General features: G+C 71.7%; 26 protein-coding genes. 9 read left to right on the top strand and 17 right to left on the bottom strand.

Going from position 1 to position 21,631, the window contains the following annotated elements:
• Positions 1-9: 9 nt before the first annotated feature.
• Both AB0G11_RS40080 and AB0G11_RS40075 read right to left on the bottom strand, forming a co-directional pair.
• Positions 10-1,149, bottom strand: a complete 1,140-nt coding sequence (locus AB0G11_RS40080; protein ID WP_219502870.1) for a DUF418 domain-containing protein — start codon at positions 1,147-1,149, stop codon at positions 10-12.
• Positions 1,150-1,298: 149 nt separating this feature from the next.
• Positions 1,299-3,941 carry an AAA family ATPase gene (locus tag AB0G11_RS40075; RefSeq protein ID WP_357591915.1) on the bottom strand — a complete coding sequence of 881 codons (2,643 nt, stop codon included), beginning with the start codon at positions 3,939-3,941 and terminating at the stop codon, positions 1,299-1,301.
• A 74-nt stretch (positions 3,942-4,015) separates the two neighbouring features.
• Here AB0G11_RS40075 and AB0G11_RS40070 point away from each other — a divergent pair, with 74 nt between their 5' ends.
• Genes AB0G11_RS40070 through AB0G11_RS40060 form a run of 3 tightly spaced genes read left to right on the top strand, consistent with a single transcriptional unit; the run spans position 4,016 to position 5,834 of the window.
• A complete protein-coding gene (locus tag AB0G11_RS40070) occupies positions 4,016-4,384 on the top strand; it encodes a nuclear transport factor 2 family protein (protein ID WP_219502876.1) in 369 nt (122 codons plus the stop codon).
• Between the two features lie 4 nt (positions 4,385-4,388).
• The gene (locus AB0G11_RS40065) at positions 4,389-5,399 is read left to right on the top strand and encodes a nuclear transport factor 2 family protein (RefSeq protein ID WP_357591913.1); all 1,011 of its coding nucleotides are present in this window, start codon (positions 4,389-4,391) and stop codon (positions 5,397-5,399) included.
• A 15-nt stretch (positions 5,400-5,414) separates the two neighbouring features.
• Positions 5,415-5,834, top strand: coding sequence for a hypothetical protein (locus tag AB0G11_RS40060; RefSeq protein WP_219502882.1), 420 nt, complete (start codon positions 5,415-5,417; stop codon positions 5,832-5,834).
• On the opposite strand, the gene AB0G11_RS40055 is transcribed toward AB0G11_RS40060, so the two are convergent.
• From AB0G11_RS40055 to AB0G11_RS40040, 4 genes are all read right to left on the bottom strand, one after another.
• Positions 5,819-6,463 carry a response regulator transcription factor gene (locus AB0G11_RS40055; RefSeq protein WP_357591911.1) on the bottom strand — a complete coding sequence of 215 codons (645 nt, stop codon included), beginning with the start codon at positions 6,461-6,463 and terminating at the stop codon, positions 5,819-5,821. The genes AB0G11_RS40060 and AB0G11_RS40055 overlap by 16 nt on opposite strands.
• On the bottom strand, positions 6,427-7,683 hold the full coding sequence (locus tag AB0G11_RS40050; RefSeq protein ID WP_357591909.1) for a sensor domain-containing protein: 1,257 nt from the start codon (positions 7,681-7,683) through the stop codon (positions 6,427-6,429). The genes AB0G11_RS40055 and AB0G11_RS40050 overlap by 37 nt, the downstream gene beginning before the upstream one ends.
• On the bottom strand, positions 7,680-8,459 hold the full coding sequence (locus AB0G11_RS40045) for a type II CAAX endopeptidase family protein (protein WP_357591907.1): 780 nt from the start codon (positions 8,457-8,459) through the stop codon (positions 7,680-7,682). Before AB0G11_RS40045 ends, AB0G11_RS40050 begins: the two co-directional genes overlap by 4 nt.
• A gap of 91 nt (positions 8,460-8,550) precedes the next feature.
• Positions 8,551-9,036, bottom strand: a complete 486-nt coding sequence (locus tag AB0G11_RS40040; protein WP_357591905.1) for a GNAT family N-acetyltransferase — start codon at positions 9,034-9,036, stop codon at positions 8,551-8,553.
• Between the two features lie 160 nt (positions 9,037-9,196).
• Here AB0G11_RS40040 and AB0G11_RS40035 point away from each other — a divergent pair, with 160 nt between their 5' ends.
• Positions 9,197-9,757 (top strand): GNAT family protein, encoded by a 561-nt coding sequence (locus AB0G11_RS40035; RefSeq protein ID WP_357591903.1) that lies wholly within the window; start codon positions 9,197-9,199, stop codon positions 9,755-9,757.
• A gap of 42 nt (positions 9,758-9,799) precedes the next feature.
• On the opposite strand, the gene AB0G11_RS40030 is transcribed toward AB0G11_RS40035, so the two are convergent.
• Positions 9,800-10,147 (bottom strand): hypothetical protein, encoded by a 348-nt coding sequence (locus tag AB0G11_RS40030; protein ID WP_219502901.1) that lies wholly within the window; start codon positions 10,145-10,147, stop codon positions 9,800-9,802.
• A gap of 235 nt (positions 10,148-10,382) precedes the next feature.
• Between AB0G11_RS40030 and AB0G11_RS40025 the strand changes: the two genes are divergently transcribed.
• Complete coding sequence (locus AB0G11_RS40025; RefSeq protein WP_357591901.1) at positions 10,383-10,832, top strand: DUF1801 domain-containing protein; 450 nt, start codon at positions 10,383-10,385, stop codon at positions 10,830-10,832.
• A gap of 113 nt (positions 10,833-10,945) precedes the next feature.
• Positions 10,946-11,251, top strand: coding sequence for a hypothetical protein (locus tag AB0G11_RS40020; protein WP_357591899.1), 306 nt, complete (start codon positions 10,946-10,948; stop codon positions 11,249-11,251).
• An 85-nt stretch (positions 11,252-11,336) separates the two neighbouring features.
• On the opposite strand, the gene AB0G11_RS40015 is transcribed toward AB0G11_RS40020, so the two are convergent.
• Together AB0G11_RS40015 and AB0G11_RS40010 are read right to left on the bottom strand one after the other, a co-directional pair.
• Complete coding sequence (locus tag AB0G11_RS40015; RefSeq protein ID WP_357591897.1) at positions 11,337-11,978, bottom strand: acyltransferase; 642 nt, start codon at positions 11,976-11,978, stop codon at positions 11,337-11,339.
• 92 nt (positions 11,979-12,070) lie between these two features.
• Positions 12,071-12,556, bottom strand: coding sequence for a hypothetical protein (locus tag AB0G11_RS40010; RefSeq protein WP_357591895.1), 486 nt, complete (start codon positions 12,554-12,556; stop codon positions 12,071-12,073).
• Between the two features lie 182 nt (positions 12,557-12,738).
• On the opposite strand from AB0G11_RS40010, the gene AB0G11_RS40005 reads away from it, so the two are divergent.
• Positions 12,739-12,990 carry a hypothetical protein gene (locus tag AB0G11_RS40005; protein WP_357591893.1) on the top strand — a complete coding sequence of 84 codons (252 nt, stop codon included), beginning with the start codon at positions 12,739-12,741 and terminating at the stop codon, positions 12,988-12,990.
• Here AB0G11_RS40005 and AB0G11_RS40000 read toward each other — a convergent pair.
• The 3 genes from AB0G11_RS40000 to AB0G11_RS39990 all read right to left on the bottom strand — a co-directional run bounded on the left by AB0G11_RS40000 (position 12,987) and on the right by AB0G11_RS39990 (position 15,518).
• Positions 12,987-13,565 carry a DUF6461 domain-containing protein gene (locus AB0G11_RS40000; RefSeq protein WP_357591891.1) on the bottom strand — a complete coding sequence of 193 codons (579 nt, stop codon included), beginning with the start codon at positions 13,563-13,565 and terminating at the stop codon, positions 12,987-12,989. The genes AB0G11_RS40005 and AB0G11_RS40000 overlap by 4 nt on opposite strands.
• A gap of 132 nt (positions 13,566-13,697) precedes the next feature.
• On the bottom strand, positions 13,698-14,732 hold the full coding sequence (locus AB0G11_RS39995; protein ID WP_357591889.1) for a hypothetical protein: 1,035 nt from the start codon (positions 14,730-14,732) through the stop codon (positions 13,698-13,700).
• Positions 14,733-14,927: 195 nt separating this feature from the next.
• The gene (locus AB0G11_RS39990) at positions 14,928-15,518 is read right to left on the bottom strand and encodes a hypothetical protein (RefSeq protein WP_357591887.1); all 591 of its coding nucleotides are present in this window, start codon (positions 15,516-15,518) and stop codon (positions 14,928-14,930) included.
• A 147-nt stretch (positions 15,519-15,665) separates the two neighbouring features.
• On the opposite strand from AB0G11_RS39990, the gene AB0G11_RS39985 reads away from it, so the two are divergent.
• Positions 15,666-15,992, top strand: coding sequence for an antibiotic biosynthesis monooxygenase family protein (locus AB0G11_RS39985; protein ID WP_219502925.1), 327 nt, complete (start codon positions 15,666-15,668; stop codon positions 15,990-15,992).
• Positions 15,993-16,068: 76 nt separating this feature from the next.
• Here the strand turns inward: AB0G11_RS39985 and AB0G11_RS39980 are convergent, their stop codons facing one another.
• The 3 genes from AB0G11_RS39980 to AB0G11_RS39970 all read right to left on the bottom strand — a co-directional run bounded on the left by AB0G11_RS39980 (position 16,069) and on the right by AB0G11_RS39970 (position 18,741).
• On the bottom strand, positions 16,069-16,860 hold the full coding sequence (locus tag AB0G11_RS39980; protein WP_357591885.1) for a lysostaphin resistance A-like protein: 792 nt from the start codon (positions 16,858-16,860) through the stop codon (positions 16,069-16,071).
• A gap of 124 nt (positions 16,861-16,984) precedes the next feature.
• Complete coding sequence (locus AB0G11_RS39975) at positions 16,985-17,647, bottom strand: response regulator transcription factor (protein ID WP_357591883.1); 663 nt, start codon at positions 17,645-17,647, stop codon at positions 16,985-16,987.
• Positions 17,644-18,741, bottom strand: a complete 1,098-nt coding sequence (locus AB0G11_RS39970; RefSeq protein WP_357591881.1) for a histidine kinase — start codon at positions 18,739-18,741, stop codon at positions 17,644-17,646. The genes AB0G11_RS39975 and AB0G11_RS39970 overlap by 4 nt, the downstream gene beginning before the upstream one ends.
• A 217-nt stretch (positions 18,742-18,958) precedes the next feature.
• On the opposite strand from AB0G11_RS39970, the gene AB0G11_RS39965 reads away from it, so the two are divergent.
• The gene (locus AB0G11_RS39965) at positions 18,959-19,786 is read left to right on the top strand and encodes an alpha/beta hydrolase (protein ID WP_357591879.1); all 828 of its coding nucleotides are present in this window, start codon (positions 18,959-18,961) and stop codon (positions 19,784-19,786) included.
• A gap of 103 nt (positions 19,787-19,889) precedes the next feature.
• On the opposite strand, the gene AB0G11_RS39960 is transcribed toward AB0G11_RS39965, so the two are convergent.
• Positions 19,890-20,555, bottom strand: coding sequence for a response regulator transcription factor (locus tag AB0G11_RS39960; protein ID WP_357591877.1), 666 nt, complete (start codon positions 20,553-20,555; stop codon positions 19,890-19,892).
• Positions 20,552-21,622 carry a histidine kinase gene (locus tag AB0G11_RS39955; protein WP_357591875.1) on the bottom strand — a complete coding sequence of 357 codons (1,071 nt, stop codon included), beginning with the start codon at positions 21,620-21,622 and terminating at the stop codon, positions 20,552-20,554. Before AB0G11_RS39955 ends, AB0G11_RS39960 begins: the two co-directional genes overlap by 4 nt.
• Between the last annotated feature and the right edge of the window lie 9 nt (positions 21,623-21,631).

Here is a 21,631-nt window from a genome sequence, read left to right as displayed (position 1 = left end):
ACCTCGCTCTCACCTGCGGGGGTAGGCCAGGCGGCGCAGCAGCACCTCGGCGGGCCCGCGCGCCCCGGCCCGGCGCATCACCTCGGCCGCCACCACGGTGCCCGCCCAGACGAGCAGCGCCAGCGCCACCGTGGCGGCCGATCCCAGCCATCCGCCGAGCCCACCCGCATAGGGGGACAGAAGCGCCACGAACCCCACTGACTGTAGTAGATAGCAGGTCAGCGAGCGCTGACCGCAGGCCGCGAGCGCGGTCACGACGGGCCCTCGCCGCCGCCCGATGCGGTCGGCCAGTACGCCGATCAGCGCCGCGTACCCCAGCCCGCCCGCGATCCCCGTCACCACGTGCACCGCGTTCAGCGCCATGATCACCACCGGGTCGTGCACGGTCAGGACCCCCGCGGCGATCAGCCCCACCGGCAGCCCACCGGCCGCGCCGGCCAGCGGCCCCCACAGCGCCGCCCGCCGCAGCCGGTCCGGCGAGGACAGCAGCGCGCGGCGCCCCGCCCACACGCCGACCAGGGCCGCGGTGCCCACCCCCAGCATGCCGAGGGGGCCCGTCACCCACTCGACCGGCCGCAGCGCCAGCGCCGTCAGCGGGTCCTCGACGGCGAACGACCAGAAGTACGACCGCTCCGCCGCGCCGTCCGGCGTGCTGAAGACCAGAGCCGACGCCAGCGCCACCGGAACCAGCCAGCAGGCGGCCAGGACGAGCAGCGTCCGGTCACGCACCCGTAGCAACCGGACCAGGACCAGGCCGACCAGCCCGTACACGCCGAGCACGTCCCCGGAGAACAGCAGCGTCGCGTGGACCGCGCCGAACGCCAGCAGCCACCAGCTGCGCCGCCTGAGCACGCGCCGCCCTTCGGCGTCGTCGCGGCGCCGGTTCCAGATCTGCACCATGCCGTAGCCGAACAGGGCTGCGAACATCGGGTACGCCCGCGCGTCCACGACCGTCATGCTCACCGCCGAGGCCAGCCGGTCGAGCCAGCCGTGCTCGACGATGTGCTGCCTGATGCCGTACGGGCGCCCGTACAGGTAGATGGCCGAGTTGGCCACCGCGATCAGCGCCAGCATGATTCCCCTGGCCAGGTCGGGGGCGAGTTGCCGCGCCCCCTGCCCCACCGGGCTCAACCGTTCGACCGCGACCACGTCGCCTCCCCTTCGTCACCGGATCTCGCACCCGAGTGTGGGGCCGGGGGCGGGGCCGGCGAATCGTGCGGCGGGGCGCGATCCGGCGGCGAACGGGCGATGCCCGGCATCCTCCGTTCGGAGGATGCCTGCGGCGTCGCGCCTGCACGTCACGCGCGGGTGACCACGGCGGCGAGCTCGCCCCGGGAGGCGACGCCCAGCTTGGGATAGGCCTTGTACAGGTGGTAGCCGACCGTGCGAGGGCTCAGGAAGAGCTGGGCGGCGATGTCCTTGTTGGACAGCCCGCGCGCGGCGAGCTGGACGATCTGCCGCTCCTGCGGCGTCAGGCCGGCGGCCCGGTCCGGGGCGGGCGCGTCGGCGAGCCCGCCCGCGGCCTGGAGCTCGCCCCTGGCCCGGCCTGCCCACGGGACGGCGCCCAGGCGTTCGAAGGACTCCAGGGCCTCGCGCAGCTGACCGGCCGCGACGCCGCGGCGGCGCGCCCTGCGCAGCCACTCCCCGTACAACAGCCTGGTGCGCGCCTGCTCGAAGGCCGGTCCGCCCGCCTCCAGCGCCGCCAGGTAGTGCGCCTCGGCGTCGTCCCCGGCGAGCAGGGCCAGGCAGCGCTCGACGAGGTGGCGCTGGTCGAGACGGAGGTAGCGGGCCAGGGCAGGCCGGGCGCGGTCCGGCTCACCGCTGCGCACGGCGGCCTCCACCAGGTCGGGCACGCACCGGATGGCCGACACGTGATACCAGCCCGGCCCGTCGGCGAGGGCTTCGAGCCGGCCGAGTGCCGCCTCCGCCCGGCCCTGGCCCAGGTCCAGCAGCGCCCGGGCCCAGTCGGCCCACATGGCGCCCTGCATGGGGACGGCCGGGCTGCGCGCCACGTCGGCGGTGAGCCCGCGGTGGCCGTCCTCGTCGCCCTCGATCGCGGCCAGGTAGGCGAGCAGGCCCGTGTTCAGGGCGGCCCACTGGTGCTGGCCGGTGTTCTCGGCCAGGCGCAGGGCGGTGGTCGCGGCGGCGCCCGCCGCGTGGAGGCGTCCCCCGTGGAAGAGCTCGGCCTGCGCCTGGAAGTAGAGCACCATCGGCAGCACGCCGATGCTGCCCTCGGCGTGGCAGCGGGCGACCAGGCGGGTGGACATGCGCAGGGCGGCGGCGTCCTGCCCGGCGATGAGCGGCGTGCCGCAGACCATCGCCGCCAGCCCCGGCGGGTAACCGGCCAGGGCGTGCTCGGCCTCGGCCACGACCTGCTCCAGCGCGCTCGGCCCGGCCGGGTCGGCACCCGACAGCCGGGCGAAGGCGGCCGACTCCAGGCGGGCCAGGGCGGCGACGGGCTCGTCGAGGAGGCCCTGCGACAGAACCTCCGCCAGGCGGACGGACACCTCCGACAGCTGGGCCTCGCCGGCGTACCAGGCGGTCTGGTAGGCCCGGACCAGCAGCGCCGGGTCCAGCTCCGCGGCCTCGGTCATCAGGCGGTGCGCCTCGGCGTACCGGCCTCGCCCGAAGTGGGCGGTGGCCTGCGTGTGGATGACGCGTGAGCGCAGCGCCCGGTCGGCGGTCAGCGCTCCGGCCTCGCCGGCCAGCTCCTGGGCCCGGTCGAGGTCGCCCGCCTCGATGGCGGACTCGGCGGCCAGGGTGAGCCGCCGGGCGCGGGTCTCGTCGCCGTGGCCGGTCAGGGCGGCGGCGCGCTGGTAGGCGGTGGCCGCGGCGGCGTACCCGTGCCTGAGCGCGGCGCGCCGGGCGGTGCGTTCGAGCTCGGCCGCCACCTGCTCGTCGGGGCCGACGGTGGCGGCGGCCAGGTGCCAGGCCCGCCGGTCGGCGTGGTGGTCGCCGGTCAGCGTCTCGGCGAGCGCGGCGTGCACGGCCAGCCGGGAGCTGATCGGGGCCCGCTGGTAGACGGCCTCGCGGATCAGCGGGTGGCGGAAGCGCACGTGCTGCCCGTTGGTGGTCACGAGCCCCTCGGTCTCGGCGGGACGCAGGTCGGCGGCGGTCACGCCGAGCAACGTGGCCGCGGCGAGCACCTCGTCCAGCCCCTCTCCCGCGGCGGCCACCAGCAGCAGGGTCCGGGTCGCCGCCGGCAGGTGGTCCACCTGGCTGTGGAAGGCCGCCTGGAGCCGGCTGCTCAGCGGGAGCCCGCCGGGCCCGTGGGGGTCCTGGCGCAGAGCGGCGGGCAGCTCGATGAGGGCCAGCGGGTTGCCCTGCGCCTCGGCCAGCACCCGGTAGCGCTGGCCCGGCGTCAGGTCGCTCCCCTTCAGCAGGGCCGCGGCGGCCGTGGAGGGCAGCCCGGTCAGCGTGAGCTCGGGCAGCCCGTGCGCGTCCTCCTCGTCGCGGGTGGCCATGACCAGGGCCAGGCCCTCGGCGTCCAGCCGCCTGGCGGCGAAGGCCAGCGCGGCACGGGAGCCGGGGTCCAGCCACTGCGCGTCGTCGATGAGGCACAGCACGGGCCCGTCCTCGGCCACCTCGGCCAGCAGCGACAGCACGGCGAGGCCGACGAGGAGGGCGTCGGCGCCCTGCCCCTCCGTCAGGCCGAGCGCCGTCTCCAGCGCGCGTCGCTGCGGCGGCGGCAGCTTGCCGGTGCGGTCCAGCGCCGGACGGAGCAGCAGGTGCAGTCCCGCGTACGCCAGCTCGCTCTCGGACGGCACGCCGCTGCGCCGGATGACCTGGATGCCGTCGGCGCGTCCTGCGGCGTGGTCGAGCAGGGCGGTCTTGCCGATTCCCGGCTCGCCCTTGATCACCAGGGCGCCGCTGCGTCCTGACCGCACGGTGGCGAGAAGCTCGTCGATGACGGATGCCTCGGTTTCTCGCCCGTACAGCATGGTCTCCCTTTACTGAGACAAGTACCTAATCGCGACAGATGCCCATTATGTGCGGTTTCCCTAGCGTTCTCGTCATGAAGAACATCGACGAGACCATCGCCCGCTACCTCGCCACCTGGAACGAGACCGACGCCGCCGCCCGCCGCGCGGCCATCGACGAGCTGTGGACCCCGGACGGCGTCTACACCGACCCGATGGCGGTCGCCGCGGGCACCGACGCGATCGACGCCACCATCGCGGCGGTCCAGGAGCAGTTCCCCGGCTTCACCTTCACCCTGGCGGGGCCGGTGGACGCCCACCACGACATCGCCCGTTTCACCTGGGAGCTCGCGCAGGACGGCGCCGAGGCCCTGGTGGTGGGCTTCGACGTGGCCGTGCTGACCGCCGACGGCCGCATCGACCGCGTGCACGGCTTCCTCGACAAGATCCCCAGCGGGGCCTGAGACCATGAGGAACAGAAGGCGCCATCTGGCCGCCGCCCTGCTGGCCGTCCTGCCGATCGTCGCGCTCGCCTCGCCCGCGCAGGCGCAGCGGACGGACGGTCCCGTGATCGAGGGCCGGGTCAGCCCTCAGGCGAAGATCTTCATCGACCGGCAGACCCGGTTCGGCGCCATGCCCACGGGCGACGGCGCCGAACGGATCAGGATCTACGGTGAGATGTTCGCCGCCGACGCGACCCTCTGGGAGGCCGCCGCCGACCTCATCCACGGCAGGCCCGCCATCGAGCAGGCCATCAAGGGCACGCTCGCGCTGGTGCCGGACTTCGGGTTCACGCCGCGGCGCATCGCGGCCGGCGGCGACACCGTGATGTACGGAGCCCACAACACGATCGTCGTCCACGGCAGGACGATCGAGTACCCCGCCATCTACCGCGTGGTGCTCAACCAGGCCGGCGAGGTCGCGCAGGGACGGCGCTACTACGACCGGTACTCCTGGTTCGCCCCCATCGCCCCCGGTGAGCTGAAGCTGGACAACCTGTTCGGCGGGATCGCCGATCGTGCCGCCGCCGCCCCCGAGGCCGAGGCACAGGTGGACAGCTCGCGTCAGGGTCTGCTCGGCCGGGCCGCCGCCTGGAACAGCAGGAACGCCCAAGCACTGGTCGCGGCCTCGGGCAGGGCGCCGCTGAGCGGCCCCGGCCTGGACGGGCGCAAGCTGTACACGAAGGCCGCCAAGCTCGCCTACGTCGACAGGCTGCTCAGCAGGTTCGAGAACGACCCGGAACGCGGCAACGTCACCGCGCTGCGGCCCGGGCAGGCGATCCACACCCGCGACGCCACGTACCAGGAGTGGTACGGCACCGTACGCAGCCAGGAGCGGGAGATCTCCTACGGGATCATCGAACGCTTCGGCCACCACAAGGGCAAGGTCACCGACTGGAGCCTGACGTTCGACACGCTGCCCCTCATCGCCGACGCGGGCAAGATCGACCAGCTGTACGGCCTGCTGCGCCGCACCTGAGGAATGAGGAAGACCATGGCACTGGACGTACGGGTGGAGAGCGCCTGGGACCTGCACGACCAGGTGGAACGCTGGTCCCGATCGACCGGGATCACCGTGGAGGTGTGGGCGCTGCCTGGCGAGCCGCCGCCCCGCGTCGTCGAGGGGCTCGTCCGTGCCACGATCCTCGACACGCTGGACGCGTTCGCCGAGGACGGATCGGTGCGGTGCGTGGGCCTCGCGCTCACCCTCGGCGCCCGGGGACTGCGCCTGACGATCAGCGGCGACGGCTCCGGCCTGCCGCGGGAAGGGCTCGCCGGACGCCTGCGCGTCAGGCGGGCCGGGTTCGCGGGGCTGGGCGGCGGGCTGTCGACGAACGCGGTGCCCGGCGGCGGCGTCACCGTCAGCGCCGCGCTGCCCGCACACGCAGCGCGGCGCCATCAGCGCTTGAGGTAGGCCAGGACAGCCAGGACGCGGCGGTTGTCGTCCGTCGAGGGGGCGATCCGCAGCTTGCCGAAGATGCTCGCGGTGTGTTTGGCGACCGCGCTCTCGCTGAAGTGCAGGGCCGCCGCGATGGCGACGTTGGACCTGCCCTCGGCCATCATCTCGAGCACGTCCAGCTCACGCGGCGTCAAGCTGCCGATCATCCCGCGGGCCTGGCTGCGGGACAGCAGCTTGGCGATGACCTGCGGGTCCATCACCGTGCCGCCCGCCGCGACCCGGCGGACGGCGTCGACGAACTGCTCGGTGTTGGTGACCCGGTCCTTGAGCAGGTAGCCGACGGCGCCGTCCCCGGCCGCCAGCAGCTCGTTGGCGTACAGCTGGTCGACGTACTGGGAGAGCACCAGGATCGGCAGTCCAGGACGGCGGCGGCGGGCCTCGATCGCGGCCCGCAGCCCCTCGTCGGTATAGGTGGGCGGCAGCCGGACGTCCACGACGGCGACGTCCGGCTCGTCCTGGAGCAGCGCGCGCAGCAGCGACGGCCCGTTGTCGACCGAGGCCACCACCTCGCAGCCGTGTTCGCGCAGGGTCCTGGTCAGCCCGTCCCTCAGCAGGAAGAGGTCTTCGGCGAGGACAACACGCACGGAATCTCCAAGATCGCAGTGGTCGGCCCGCCTGGCGGGCTGTGCAGGGTGAGAACGCCGTCGAACGTCTCCAGCCGCCGCTGGAGGCCGCGCAGCCCGGTCCCCTTCGCCGGGTCGGCGCCGCCGCGCCCGTCGTCGGTGACGCTGACGCGCAGCGTCCGCCCGTCGTGGTCGAGGACGATGCCGACCTCCCGCGCGCCGGCGTGCTTGGCCGCGTTGGCGAGGGTCTCGCCGACCGCGAAGTAGGCGGCCGACTCGACCGGCGCGGGCAGGCGGCCCGACAGCCGTACGTCGACGTGGACGTCGAGGAAGCTGTCGAGCGCGAGCGACCTGACGGCGTCGCCGAGGCCCCGGTCGGCGAGGACCGGCGGGTTGATGCCGTGCACGAGCGTGCGCAGGTCCTCCAGCGCCCGCGCGGTGGTCTCGCCCACCTCGGCCAGCAGCCTGCGGGCGGCCGCCGGGTCGCTGTCCAGGACCCGGGTGGCGCTGTCCAGGGTCATGCCGAGCGCGACGAGCCTGGCCTGGGCGCCGTCGTGCAGATCGCGTTCGATGCGCCTCAGCTCGGCCGCCTGCACGTCGAGCGCCTGCGCCCGGGTGTCGGTCAGGTGGGCGATCCGCCTGGTCAGCTCCGTACGGCGCGGCACGGACAGCAGGAGCCGGGTCCAGCGGCCGTGCAGGCTCAGGATCCGCGGCGCCATCACGACCCCGGCGACCAGGAAGCCCACGCCCAGCGCGAGGGCCGCCAGCATGGTCGGCGTGCTGTGGACCGGGACGAACGCGTACCAGTTGCCGTCGCCGAGGTGCCGCCACACGAAGGGCTGCACCAGCGTGCCGAACGCGCCGTACCAGAGGAACATGAGCGGGATCGCGACGAGGACTCCCCCGGCCCACGGCTCCAGCCAGGCCCAGGCCAGATCCCGCCAGAAGCCCTCGTCGGCGAGGATCGCGCCCGCTCTCCTGCGCCGGCTCCACGAGGGGTCACCGGCGAACGGCTCGGGCGCGCTGATCCGCACCCCCGTCCACCGGGCGGCGCGGGCGCGCGAGCGGTCCGACAGGCGCCGCAGCGCCGTCGCGGCAGGGACGAGCAGCCGGAAACCGGCGCCCACGGGGAGGAGCAGGAGGGCCAGGACGACGAGCGACCCGACGGCGGACACCGCCACCGCGAGCAGTCCCGCCAGCTGGCAGCGCCCCACAGCGGCCAGCGCCCCCTTCGCTCTCATCGGTCGTGGATTCTAACGGGCGCGTTCCACACCCACAGCAGCGCCGCCAGCGCGCACGACGTGCCGAACATCACCATCGGCACGACCGCCCCGCTCTCCTCGTCCATGAACAGCAGCAGGCCGAGGTTGATCAGCGTGTGGAAGCCGCCGGTCAGCAGCAGCCGGTGCGAGCGCACCCGCTCCAGCGCCAGCCCCATCACGACCGACATCGACACCGTCGCCAGCAGGAACGCCGCCGCGTGCGCCGGCGGCCTGCCGAACACCGGCACATGCCACACCCCCCACAGCACCCCCACCGCGATCGACGCCGTCAGCGGGCCGAACCGGCGGCGCAGCAGCGGTTGCAGCAGGCAGCGCCAGCCGATCTCCTCGCCGCACGCGCCCACCAGCTGCGCGACCACGATCAGCGCGAACGGACTGCCCAGCGTCCCCGGCCCGGTGAACCCGGCGTCGCCGGTGAGCAGGCCGTACCCGCCGACGCAGAGCGCGACGATCACCGGAGCCGTGGCGAGCAGCAGCAGCCCGTGACGGCCCACCCCGCCGGCCTCCTGGCTCACCGCGCCGGACAGGGCCCGCCGGGTGAGGCTCGGCCACCACAGGGCGACGGCCCCGACCGCGAGGGCCGGCCCGAACTGGGTCAGCTGGATCACCTCGGCGGGGATCGGCGTGAAAGCCTGCGCCGCGCCCAGCAGGCCGGACGCCACGAAGGCGACGGCGAGGAACACCCCCACGGGCGCCAGGACGCGAGAGGTCGTCGGTGTCTGTGTCTTCAGCATGGGACCGACGATTCCGTCCGGCCGCGCTGCGATCACTGCACCTGGCAACCTGACGGGGGTGGATCCAGGTCCACCCCCGCCGGGATCTCCCTCAGGGTGCGCCGCCGGGGACTCCCGCCCCGGACCCCACGGTGACCCTCAAGACAGGCAGCCGCCGGCCGGGAGCGACCTCTCGCTCCCCGACGCGCTCGGCCCCCATCCGCAGGTAGAACGTTTCGGCGTGCGGGTCGGACTCAAGGGTGAGGGTCTGGAAGCCGGCGCCGCGCGCGGACTCGACGGCGTGCTCCCAGAGTCTGCGCCCCAGCCCGGTGCCGATGGCCTCCGGCTCGATGAAGAGATCCGCGAGCTCGCCGTGCGGAGGCTCGCCGGCGAGGTGGTAGTAGCCTGCCGGCACACCGTCCCGCTCCGCGACGACGACCCGATCGGCACGAATGGTGGCGGAGCTTATCGACAGCAGCTCCGCCCAGCCGTCGAGCATCTCCTGCGGGTAACCCCAGTACGCCTTGGAACGCCGGGTGAGCGCGGTGAGCGCGTCCGCCTCGTCCGGTTCGGCGGCTCGTACAACGATGTCGTTCACCGCCGTAGTATCGCTCGCACGAACACGCGGAAGGCGTACGGTCGGGAGATCTGCCCGTGACAGGGAAGGTGGCGAGATCGTGGGCGACGGACAGCGGACGGCCGGCCACTGCCGGCGACGGTCAGGCCGGGCGCGGCTTCGCCGGGCCGGGTGAGGGCTCATGTTCCCGGTGAAGCTCTCCTCCCCCCGGCTGGGGATGCGCGAGTTCGAGCCCGGCGACGTCGACCCGCTGCTCGCCATCTACGGCGACCCGCTGGTGGCCGAGCACATGTCGTTCGAGCCGCGCGACCGCGACCAGGTCACCGGCATCGTCGACCGCGCGATGAAGGCCGCCCGCCGGCCGGAGCGCAACGAGTACTCCCTCGCCGGCGTCCTTCCGGGCGGGGAGCTGGTCGCCCATCTGCGGCTGGCCGTCGACATCGGCCACCCGCTCCAGTCCAGCGGCCAGATCGGGTTCGCGTTCCGCGCGGACCAGTGGGGGCGCGGGCTCGGCGGCCACGGCATCCAGCTCCTGCTGCGGCTGGGCTTCGAGCACCTGGGCCTGCACCGGATCTGGGGCGCCCGCTCCCCCGTCAACGAGCGGTCGGCCCGGGTCATGGCCCAGGAGGGGATGGTCGAGGAAGGCACCATCCGCGGGCACCTGAAGCTCGCCGGCGGCTGGCGCGACTCCGTCGTCCACTCGATCCTGCGACCGGAGTGGGACGGGCAGGACGAGGAGTGACGCGGGACGGCCGGGATCAGACAGGCCGCATGGGGACGAACGTCAGTGGGGATCGCTCAGGTGCGTGTACCACGGGCCCCACACGCGCAAGGTGTCGCCCGGCCTCCTGTCAGGACTCCACATGTACGCGCGGTGGGCGCCGCTGAGGGAGAAGACGACCACGTCGCCGTCCCAGTAGATCGCGTCGAAGGTCAGGCCGCCGATGGTCCGGCGCCCCAGCACCTCGTCCTTGCCCAGCGCGCGGGCGACGGCCTCCATCTGCGGAGCCGCGTCAGCGAACCGATCGTCCTGGCCGGGCTTGAGCCAGAAGAGCCCCACGAGGAGAAGCACGCCGGCCAGGAGTATCGCTGCCCAGCGTAAGCCCGGGCCGTTGGTGATCGTTCGTCCCATGCGAGCATCTTCACACACGTATGTGCAGGACTCATGAAGATCACGATGCCACGCGGTTCCACGCCCCGACCTGCACTGTTCACTCCCGCTGAAGGTGATCTTCCGGCATTCCTCGTTGTTCCGGGGCCTGACCGTACTTGATCCTCGAAGCAAGCGATGGACGTCCCCCTTCCGGCGACGGCCTCGCCGGGCCACCACGGGACCCGGATCAGCGTTCTCAAGAAAGAAACTCGCCATGAGCAACGACGGAACCACGTACCAGGGATTCACGGCCGAGGAACGGGCCGCGATGAAAGAGCACGCCCAGGACCAGAAGAAGGCCGCACGCCGTGCCTCCCGCGCCGACAAGGCCGCGCAGGACCGGGACGACGTACTCGCGAAGATCGCCGAAATGCAGGAGCCGGATCGCGTCATGGCCGAACGCGTCCATGCCGTCATCACCGCCGGCGCCCCCGAGCTCGCGCCGAAGCTCTGGTACGGGATGCCCGCGTACGCGCTGGACGGCAAGATCGTCTGCCATTTCCAGAGCGCGGCCAAGTTCAAGACGCGCTACGCCACGCTCGGGTTCAGCGACCGGGCGAACCTGGACGACGACACGATGTGGCCGGTCGGATTCGCCCTGACCGAGGTGACGGCCCAGGTCGAGGCCCAGATCGCCGCACTTGTGAAGCACGCGGTGAGCTGACCCGCGCCCGGCGGCCCCCCGCCCCTCAGCGGCCGGCCGACGCCCGCGACCTGAACCGCTTCTACCAGGCGCTGTTCGGCGGCCGGCTGCTCAGCCAGGGGATGCTGACCCAGATGCGCACCGGCGTCGCCACGCCCCAGGCTCCGGTCTTCCCCCGGTACGGGCTCGGGCTGGAGTCGATCGGTCTCAGCTGTGGCGAGATGTGGGGCGCGACCGGCTCCATCCCCAGCTACGAGACGCTCAGTTTCGCCGACGCCACGGGCGAACGCCGGATGACGCTGTCGGTCAACGTGCAGCGCAACGATCCAGGGGCGGTGCGCATGCTGCTGGGCGCCATCGACGCGCTCAACCGCTACTTCTGCGGCGAGCCGTACCGGCTGCCGGCCGGCGCCGAAGCCGCGCAGCTCCGACGGCCCTGACCTGCGGGTTCGACACCAAGGGCGAACCGCTGTGCCGAGCGAGGACTCCGGTCACCTGGTGCCGGCCCGGCTCATCCGGGGAACGCTAGCCGGGATTCAGCACCTCGTCGTCCGCGTGCGCGCCGAACTCGGCGACCCGCACCTCCGCGATGTGCTCGTACCGGCTGATCCGGTCGGTCCACTCCGCGTCGACGCCGAACGCCACCTGCGCGAAGCCCACCCGCCTGACGGCGTCGGCCAGGCCCGGATCGCCAGGGGCCAGCAGCCGTACCGGCGCGTCAAGCGCCACGGTGTGCGGCGGCACGAAGTACTCGTCCGGCAGAACGGTGCGCGCATGGACGAGCGCGCCGACGGCGACCACCGAGCCGGCCCCCAACCGTGCGCACTGCAGGACCGTCGCCGCGGTCGCCACGTAGGCGCACCTGCCGACCTCGCAGCCCAGCAGCGTGGCATGCGGCCCCACGAAGACGTGGTCGCCGACCAGCACCGGCTGATCGCCGGCGACCGCGGACCCGCGCAGCACCGTGTTCTCGCAGATCACCGCCGCCTCCCCGACCTCGATCCGGGACCCCTCGGCATCGAGCACCGCACCGTACATCACCCGCGCCCTCGGCCCCACGCGGACATCGCCGACCAGCGTGGCCGTCGGGGCGACGTACGCGGTGGGATGGACCTGCGGTTCATGCCCGCGGTGCCGGATGCGGATTCCCCGTGCTTCAGCGATCACGAGCGGATCCTCGCCGAACCGCCCGCGCGCATGCTGGCGGATTTCAGACATCGCGTACGCCGAGATCGGCTGACGCGGCACCGGTCACCCGCCTACTTGACGACCCTGCCTGTGGTCTTCTCCCCGTCCACGGATATGGCCAGGCAGTACATGGTCCTGTTGAGGGGCCAGCCGGCTGCCGTCGGGCCGATCCCCAGCAACGCGACCGCATCGCGTTTGCCGTCCTTGATGCGCATCCGGGGCAGGCATCCGTTCTCCGCGAGGCGTCGCATGTCCGCCCCCGGGTACGGCCCGTCGGGCAGCACGTAGGTGGTGGCGAACTCCGCCATGTGCGGCTCGGCGCACGGCACGACGGTCACCTCGTAGGTCTCGGGTATGGGGTCGATGCAGTCGCCGGGCCGTAACTCGCTGACGTCATAGCGCTCTGCGCCGGCGGGCAGCTCCGACACGGCCGTCGGCGACGGCAGCACGGAGGCGGACACGGATGCCGGGGCAGCGGCGGAGGGTGGAGCCGAGGCTGAGGTGCAGGCGGTGAGCGGGACGAGCAGGCAGGCCGCCACCACGGATGGCCGGATCATGAGCCCTAAGAATGGCATCACCGCAAGCCGTTGCCTACGGCAGAGCAGGCGAAGCCCACCTGCTCCGGGCAACGCCAGGCCCCAGCGCCGACGACCGGACCAAGCACTGCTGACCCCAACCACCCCGGCACGCTGGTACGCCGTGCGTCGCTCACGACGGGCTGAGCAGCAAGGTGCATCTTGTGGCCGACTGTCCGCTGCCGACCACCGGCCTTCGTCTGGCCCCGGGCCGAGCCGCAGACAGCCCGCAGTTCCGCGCCGTGCTGGAGCACGTCGTGCTCTGCCTGCCCGTCGGCCGTCCGCGCACCGTGGCGGCGGTCGGCCGGTGGGTCATGATGCCGAGCCCTACAAAGCAGCACAGCACGGCGGAACGGTGCATCAACCGGATGAAGGAATGGATCGGACTGAAGACCCGAACTTCGCACAAGCTCTAATACGGCAGGACGAAACGGGTGTGCGCCAGTCGTAGCCAGTACCGGTCGAGATGGACGCCGGTGATGCGCTGGGCGAGCTGGAATCCGGTGGAGATCATTTCTTCGATCGGAAAGTCGCCGTCCTCGTTCCAGACATCCGGCATGCTCAGGCCGGCCGCGTGCTCGTCGAAGTGCGGCAGCGCTTCGTGCAGCGGCACGGAAACGGCGACGTCGCCGTCCACCGCGTACTGGAGGCGGTGGTTCGCGTTGATGTTCCAGCCGATGGACAGGGCTCGCCCGCCGCCGGCGGAAAGCCTCGCGAGGAGGTCTCCGCCGGCGATGTCGCCACCCTGCACCTGGAACGACACCGTCCAGGAGTCGTCGTCAACCTCGCCGATCAGGACGACGCCCGCTCCATCGCGCCAGTGCGGGTCCTCGTCTATGCCGCCGGTGATTTCGGAGAGCGAGACGACGGCGCCGTCGTCTGGGTTCACGCCTATCCTCGCGGCGGTTTCCTCAAGGTCCAGCCCCTCGGCCCAAACCGTGTAGAAGCTGGTACGGACATTCAGCCACTGCTCATGCAGCAGGTCGTACATGTGGGTTGGCGACTGGTCCATGGGGTTCCGTTCCGACCTGCGCTGACGTGGGGTGGAGCCGTCCCCCCGGCCTCAGGGCGCAGGCCGGACGGCATCCCAGGTCAGCATGTCATTCCCGGCGAAGACGAGTTGTCAGCGGAAGTCGGAGATGCGCAGCACTGCCAGCATGTCCGCCGCCCGGGAGCCGCCGGTCGAGAAGGAGGCTTCCGCGCCGACCCAGCCGCGGAAGGCTCCCGTGTCGTCGATGATCTGCATGAGCGGTTTGACGTGGGAGTTGCCGGTGTAGCAGAACTCACCGCGCTCCATCGCCAGACAGGTGCACCAGTGCCACAGCGTGTCGCGGCGGTCGGACTTGGAGATCGTCGTGAGGTAGTACTGGATGGAGCTGATGTTGGAGCGGGTCCCGCCGCCGTACTTGGGGCAGCCGCCCGACTTCTGGCACGCGCCACGCGAGGACGGCTGCAGGTAGGTCAGGCACGAGGTGGTCGAGGCGCAGGCGCGGAAGGCGGAGTGGCCGAACGGCTGATTGCCGGAGGCGACAAGCTTGCCGCCCGCCCAGCTCGTCAGGTCCTGCCTGAGCGAGCGGGGGAACGCCTTGACCGAACTCATCGCGCGCCGGGTGCTGAAGGCGGCGTTGCTGCCGTAGCCGTACCCGTGCGTTGCCAGCGTGCTCCGCTTGAGGTCCAGACGGGCCAGCTTGCCGTCAGGTGAGGACCGTACGTACCACTGCTCCGTCCAGGTCTGGGCGATCTTCCACCGGATGGTGAGCACGCCGCCCGCCACGGTGTACGTCCCGGTACGGCTCTCCCCGGGGGCGCCGGTGAACCCCCCGGCGGTGAGCACCTCGCAGCCGCGGGGCCGTGATGCGACACCGCCCTTCTTGGTGGTGCAGCTCGGATCGGGGACGGTGCCGGTGCGCTGCCTGGCCTTGGGATGCCGCTGCCACCACAGGTACATGGCGGCCTTCACCGTGCCGTTCGCGGCGAAGCGATAGTTGCCCAGGCGTACCCAGTTCTGCTGGGAGGCGGCCTTCAGATGACCCTGTGAGACGACGAAGGTGGTCCTGCCGCCCGGCAGGGGCGAGGCGGACACCGCAGCGGTGGCCGGCTGGGCGGGCAGGACGGTGATGGCGAGCACGAAGGAGAGGATTGCCGCTGCGGTACGCATGAGAAGTCTCCGGGAGGCTTGCGAGCGGGGCGATCGTCAATGGGTCACCGTATTCGGTCCGCACCGGATATGTCTTCGAAACCGCGGCCATGCCCACGGGCAGCGGCGCCGGCACATCCGAGCCGTTTCGCGAAGGCGAAGGTGCGGGGCCCCTGCGATGACGTCACAGGCGAATGCAATGGCGATAGCGACTACCTACGCCGGGTGGCGCTTGACACGGCGAGCCGGCCTGCCCGGTTCCTTCAATGCTTGCTCTCTGGCCCATGCCCGCATTCGATCGGACTTGTTCAGCGGTTCGCTGTCCGCCATCTCCCGGTACCTCGCGGTGGCATCAGGACCGGCGTCGACAGGCCAGATGGTGATCAGGTAAGCCTCTGGGCAGACCTGCCTATAGGCCTTGTTGTTGACGCTTCTGCCGTTCGTGTGGACCCTCATGCGATAGCGGCCTGGTCCTTGCGGAGTGAGGTTGGGAAACTGTGAAGGAGGCTCACCCATCAACCCGCACAGCACCGTCTCACCGGTCAACGTGATGAGGTCGAACTCCGTGCCGTCCTCCCAGGCGTCGGGCTGGGGCATGGGAGGAGGTCCGGTCGCGAGCTGGATCGTCACGTCGAGAAACCCCGTGTGCACCCCTGTCCGGATCACTGCGATTCCCGGTCGGCTGGAGGCCAGCTGGTCGAATGCATGGTCTGGATGTCCTCTTTCGGAGTCGCGGTCACCCACCATGAGCGTGTGGTAGGAGACGAACACCCTCTCCGCTCGTTCTGTGCGCACGATCTCAGCCATGGACGTGATCGTAAGGCGGACATGTTCTCCATCCATTTGCACGCAAGCCATCCCATGCTCTTGCTGTAGCGCTTCGGATCTTTCGCGAATTTCGGAGGCGTGTCCGATTCAGACGCGTGGCTGGCTCACCCGATAGCCTCGATCAGCATGGACAGAGTTGCGCGATACGGGAAGTTCGTGGCTCAGGCCGGGCGAGGTCAGGAGCTGAGTGAGCTCTTGCTGAGCGCCGCAGGCGAGTTGGAGAACGAGCCCGGATGCGAGCTTTACCTGGTCAACCGGCAGACCGATGCTCCCGACACGATCTGGGTGACCGAGCTCTGGCGCAGCAAAGCCGACCTCGAAGCCGCTCTCAGGCAGGTGGCGGGCAGCCAGGAGGCTTCCGCCGCACTGCAACTCGTTCACTCGGCCGAATCGATTGAGCTGGATCTGCTGGGAGGCGCGGGTCTGACCTCGATGGGTGCCGCACCTTCCTGACGATGGTCATCTCACGCTGCGCAGAGTCGCTGTCGGCGGAGGAGCGGCAGGAATCTCGGGCTCCGGCAGGCGCAGGTCATGCGGCGCTCGGGCGCATCAGCCATGCGGCGGCGGCGAGAGTGAGCGCCCAGCCGATCACTTCGATGAGCAGGTGATCCGTTGCGCTGGGAACGGACTGCAGCACGTACACCCGGACGCTGTTGATCGCGCCGTGCGTCAGGACCGCGGGCCAGACGCTCCCCGACCGCCGGCGCAGCGCGAGCAACAGCGGCGCCCACGGCAGCATGCCCGCGAAGTAGATGACGATGTCCCAGGTCGGTCGATCTCCGATGACGGCGAGGACCGGCAGGTGCCAGACGATCCAGACCAGACCGCTGACAAGGGCCAGCGGCCAGAATCCCCATGACGCGGCGCGCGTCGCCAGCCAGCCGCGCCAGCCGAACTCCTCGCCGATGGCGAAGACCGACTGCATGAGGAAGACCGGGACGAGCCACATGGTCGCCGCGAGGATCTGGTCAAGCGGGTTGAGCTGCCAGATCCCCGATGCCAGGGCGATGGCGGTCTGCATCGCGGCGATCGCGGCGATGAGGAGGATTCCGATGCCGGCCCACTTGGGTGTGCCGCGCCATCTGGTGGCGAACGTCTTCCGGAACGTTCCGGGTCGCCGGGCGAGCCACATGATGATCGCTGCGAGCAGCGGGGTCAGTTGCAGGATCGGAGTGATCAGGTTGTTGGCGTCCGCCGGGACGAGCCGGAAGACCATCGGGATGGACAGTGCGAAACACAGCAGGACGGCGATCGCGAAGAACCATGTGACATCGGAAATCGCCGATCCGGCAGAACGGGAGCGCGTGGGGGACGCGGTCATGATGATCTCGTTTCGTGCGCGCGAGCGTGCGGTGATCTTGTACGCGGTACCGAACCTAGGCCGGGGCGTCACCTGCGGACATCACCCCGGGGGGTGAGACGGCACCACCCGGCGGGATGGGATCTCAGCCCGGCAGATCGTTGCGGCCCACGAGCCCGTTCTCGTACGCGTGGATCACCGCGTGCACGCGGTCGCGCAGGCCCAGCTTCCGCAGGACGGCCCGGACGTGGGACTTCACCGTGTTCTCGCTCAGCGTCAGCTCCGCGCAGATCTCGCCGTTGGATCTGCCGCGGGCGAGCAAGCCGAAGATCTCGACCTCGCGTGGAGTGAGACCGTCCAGCGCCGCCGTCCGCCGTACCGGCACGTGCCGTACGAGATCCAGGATCGTCGCGGCCACTCCCGGAGCCAGCGCCGACGTGCCGGAGGCGACGTCGCACACGGCCTGGGCCAGGGCGGCGGGCCGGACGTCCTTGGTCAGGTAGCCGCTCGCGCCGGCCCGGATGGCGGCCACGACCAGCGCGTCGTCATCGAACGTCGTCAGCATGAGCACCCGGGTCGCCGGCGCGATCCTGACGATCTCCTCCGTGGCGGCGACCCCGTCCATGCGCGGCATGCGGATGTCCATCAGGACCACGTCGAGGCGGTGCCGCCGGACGACCTCGACGGCGTCGCCGCCGTTCGCGACGTCGTGGGTGACCTCGATGCGCTCGTCGGCCGACAGCACCGTGCGGAGGGAGGCCCGCAGCAACTCCTGATCGTCGACGAGCATGACACGGATCGCGTTCATGCCGCCTTCTTCGTGGGGAGCCGCGCCCGCAGGACCCATCCGTCGTCCCCGTCGTCGATCGACAGGGTGCCCCCCGCGGTACGCACGCGTTCCTCGATCCCCATCAGGCCGGCCCCCTGGCCGCCGGCTCCGCGAAGCGCCTTGCCGCCGTCGTCGCGCACCTCCACCGCCACTTCGGCCGGGGTCCAGTGCAGGCGAACGGTCACCTCCACCGGTGGAACGAGGTGGCGCAGCGCGTTGGTGATGCCCTCTTGCACGGTACGGACCACCGCGACCTCGGCGCTCAGGCTCAACGGCCGCCGCGCGCCCACCTCGTCGAACGTCACCGCATGGAGCGGGCTGGCCGCCGAGGCCACCAGGTCGGGGAGGGCGTCGAGCGAGATCGGCCGGGCACCGGCGCGCGGGCCCAGGGTGGCCAGCATCGCTCGCAGCCCCTGGTGGGCGTCCCTGCCGGTCTCGGCGATGTCGCCGAGTTCGCGGCGGGTCGCCGGATCCGCCGTCGTCACCGCCGCGGCCTCGATCCGCGCGACCATGACGGTGACCGTGTGGGCGATCACGTCGTGCAGGTCGCGGCGGATGCCGGCCCGTTCGTCGGCGACGGCCGCGGCCAGCCGTTCGCTCTCGGCTCTGCGGCCGGCCTCGTGCCTGCGACGTACCAGCAGGGCCGCGAGCCACACGCCGCCGACCACGAGCATCAGCAGCCCGCCCTCGCCCAGACGGGCCGGGAGGTCAGCGGGCAGCCGGGCCCACGCCACCAGCTCGGTGAGGACGATGCCGAGCACGGCGACGGCCAGCGCGGCCGCCGAGGACCTGAACGGGACCCGGGCGGTCAGCAGCCACAACACGAGCGGGAAGCACACGGCCGAGGGCAGCATGACGGGTGACCAGCTCAGGGAAGGCGTCGCGGCCAGCACGAGCATGCCGAGCGCGGCGAGCGCGTACCCGGTCCACGGCCGCCTGGCGGTGGTCAACGCACCCGCGTGAAGGAGTACGGCGGCGACTGCCAGGACCAGGAGCTGCCAGAGGTCCGCGCCGAGCAACCGGACGGCCACCAAGGTGAGCACGGACAGGAGGGCCATGACCACGTGTGCCACGACGGCCAAGGTCGTCGCCTCCCGATGGTTCGTGGTCCTGGTTCGACGTGCCACAGGATAGCGAGCGTGCGATCTGGCACGGTGTCATGGCCGCTGCGACGATCGCGCGGGCCCTGCTCACCCGGCCGGTGGTGATGGTGACGGCCGCCCGGCCTTTTCGGCTCCGGGGGAACATTTGTCCAATCCTGGCGGCCGGCCGCCCGTGCACAGTCTCCCCATGAGTGAATACGACACTGAGCACCCGCATGGCATGCACGTGGTCCATGACGGCCCGCGGCAGGCGCCGCCGTTGCTGCTCATCCACGGGTCGGGGGCCTCGGGCGGTTTCTGGGGTCCGGTGGTCCCGGCGCTGGCCGGCCACCATCACGTCATCCGGGTCGACCTGCCGGGTTGCGGCCAGTCCCCGCCCGCGCCGTCGTATGACGTGCCCGCCCAGGCGGGTGAGGTGGCGGCGCTGCTGGACCGCCTTGGGCTCCGTCACGTGGCCGTGGCCGGGCACTCCAGCGGCGGCTACGTCGCCACCGCGCTCGCCGAGCAGCGTCCCGACCTCGTCGGTTCGCTTTCGCTGATCAGTAGCGGCCCGAGCCCGGATGCGCTCCTCCGGCAGCCGTTCGTTCTCCGGGTGCTGCTGGCCCCGCCGTTCGGCCCGCTCATCTGGCCGAGGCGGTCGGACGCGATGATCCGCAAGGGGATCGGCGCGACGGCCGTCCGCCCGGTGGACCTCCCGGACGACGTGGTCGCCGACGTACGGGGCATCACCTACCGCGTGATGCGGACCGTACTGCGCCAGAACACCGCCTACATCGCCGAACGGAGCGTGCCCGAGCGGCTGGCCGCCCTCGACGTCCCCGTACAGGTGATCTTCGGTGCCGCCGACCCCCGCTGGGAGCCGTCGTCGGCGCACCGGTACGACGCGGTGCCGGGCGCCCGGGTCGAGCTGCTGCCAGGCGTCGGGCACCTGCCCATGCTGGAAGCGCCCGAGACGGTCGGCGAACTGCTGCTGAGCTTCACGACGACGAGGCCGCCGACCACCCGTACTGCCTGATGCCCAGGCTTACTCGCCCGGTGCGGCCCTTCAGCGGGCCGCCCCTCGACGGCCGGATGGCCACGGGTTGATCATCTGCCGGCCCTGGCTGACGGGCATGCCCTCAACGGCGCCAGTGGCCTGGCTGGACGAGGCCGGATTCGTAGGCGCAGATGACCGCCTGGATCCGGTCGCGCAGGCCGAGCTTGGACAGCACGTTGCTGACGTGGGTCTTCACCGTGTGCTCGCTGACCACCATGGCCGCGGCCATCTCGGGATTGGACAACCCCTGACCAAGCAGGGCGAGAGTTTCGCGCTCCCTGGTGGTCAGGGTGTCCATCCCCGGTATCGCGATCGGCGGGCGAGCCGCGCGGCGGACCAGGTCGTCGATCAGCTTCCTGGTCACGACGGGCGCCAGCAGTGACTCCCCGGCCATCACGACCCGGACGCCGTGCACGAGGTCGTCGCGCCGCACGTCCTTGAGCAGGAAGCCGCTGGCACCGGCGTGCAGGGCCTCGTAGACGTACTCGTCCTGGTCGAAGACGGTCAGGATGATGACCTTGGTACCGGTTTCGGCGCAGATCGTCCTGGCGGCCTGGATGCCGTCCATGACGGGCATGTGGATGTCGAGCAGGGCGATGTCGGGCGCGTGGGCGCGGACGGCCGCGATGGCCTGGGCGCCGTCGCCGGCCTCGGCCACGACCGTGATGTCCGGCTGAGTGTCCAGGATCAGGGCGAAGCCGCTGCGCATGAGTTCGTGGTCGTCGGCGACCACGACGCGGATCGTCACGAGGCGGCTCCCGTCAGGCGCACCGTGACGGCGAAGCCGCGGCCGTCCGGCCCGGGTCCGAAGGACGCCGACCCGCCGCAGGCCACCGCCCGCTCACGAATGCCGATGAGACCGTGACCCGAGCCGCCGGTGTGTCCGCGGCCGTCGTCAGCGATGCTGATCACGAACGGGTCCTGCCTCCAGTCCAGTTCGACGGCCACCGTGGCCGCCCGGGCGTGCTTGACCGCGTTGGTGAGTGACTCCTGCACGATCCGGTAAGCGGCGGCCTCGGCGTCGGCGGGCAGTGGGCGCGGCGTGCCGTGGACGGTCAGCTTGGTACGCTGCCCGGCCCGGTCCACGCTGTGCACCAGCGCCTCGATCCGGGCCACGGTCGGCGGAGCGCCGGGGGACGACTTGCCGAGCAGTCCCAGCAGGCGGCGGAGCTGGTCCATCGCCTCGCGCCCGGTCTCGGCGATGGCGTCGAAGGCGGCCTCGGCCCGTACCGGGTCGGGACGTACGGCCAGCGGCCCGGCCTCCGCCTGCACCACGATCAGACTGATGGCGTGGCCGAGGACATCGTGCATGTCCCGGGCGATCGCCGCCCGCTCCCGCTCGACCGCCCGCTCCGCCTCCCGCGCCTTGTCGCGTTCGAGTTGACGGGTGTACGTGTGCCGGTTGGCCGTGGCCCGGCCCAGGGCCCAGGCCGCGACGTACATCACCAGAGCCCGCACCGTGGTGTCCGCGCTCGGCGGGTTCAGGACCAGCCCGGCAAGCTGCGCGCCGGCAGCCGCGGCGATCAGGGCCAGCGCCCAGGCCCGGACACGGCGCGAGCCGTGCGCGGCCACCGTATAGAGCGCGATCAGCAGCGCGTACGGGATCGGCTGCGGGGCGGTGTCGGGGTCGTTGAGCAGATAAGCGCCCGTCGCGGCCGTGACCGCCGCCAGAACCGTCAGCGGTGCGCGCCGCCGCCAGATCAGCGGCAGCGCCAGGGCGAGCACGGGCAGGTACTGCCCGAGCGTGTAGCCCGTCACCGGGTCGGCCTCCCGGATCGTCAGGAGGAAGGGCGCCGAATGTGCGGCGAGCACCACCAGAGCGAT

Source organism: Nonomuraea sp. NPDC023979 (assembly GCF_040639085.1).
In the GTDB taxonomy this organism is placed as follows: Bacteria; Actinomycetota; Actinomycetes; order Streptosporangiales; family Streptosporangiaceae; genus Nonomuraea; species Nonomuraea ceibae.
This window is presented reverse-complemented; position numbering and strand designations above follow the sequence as displayed.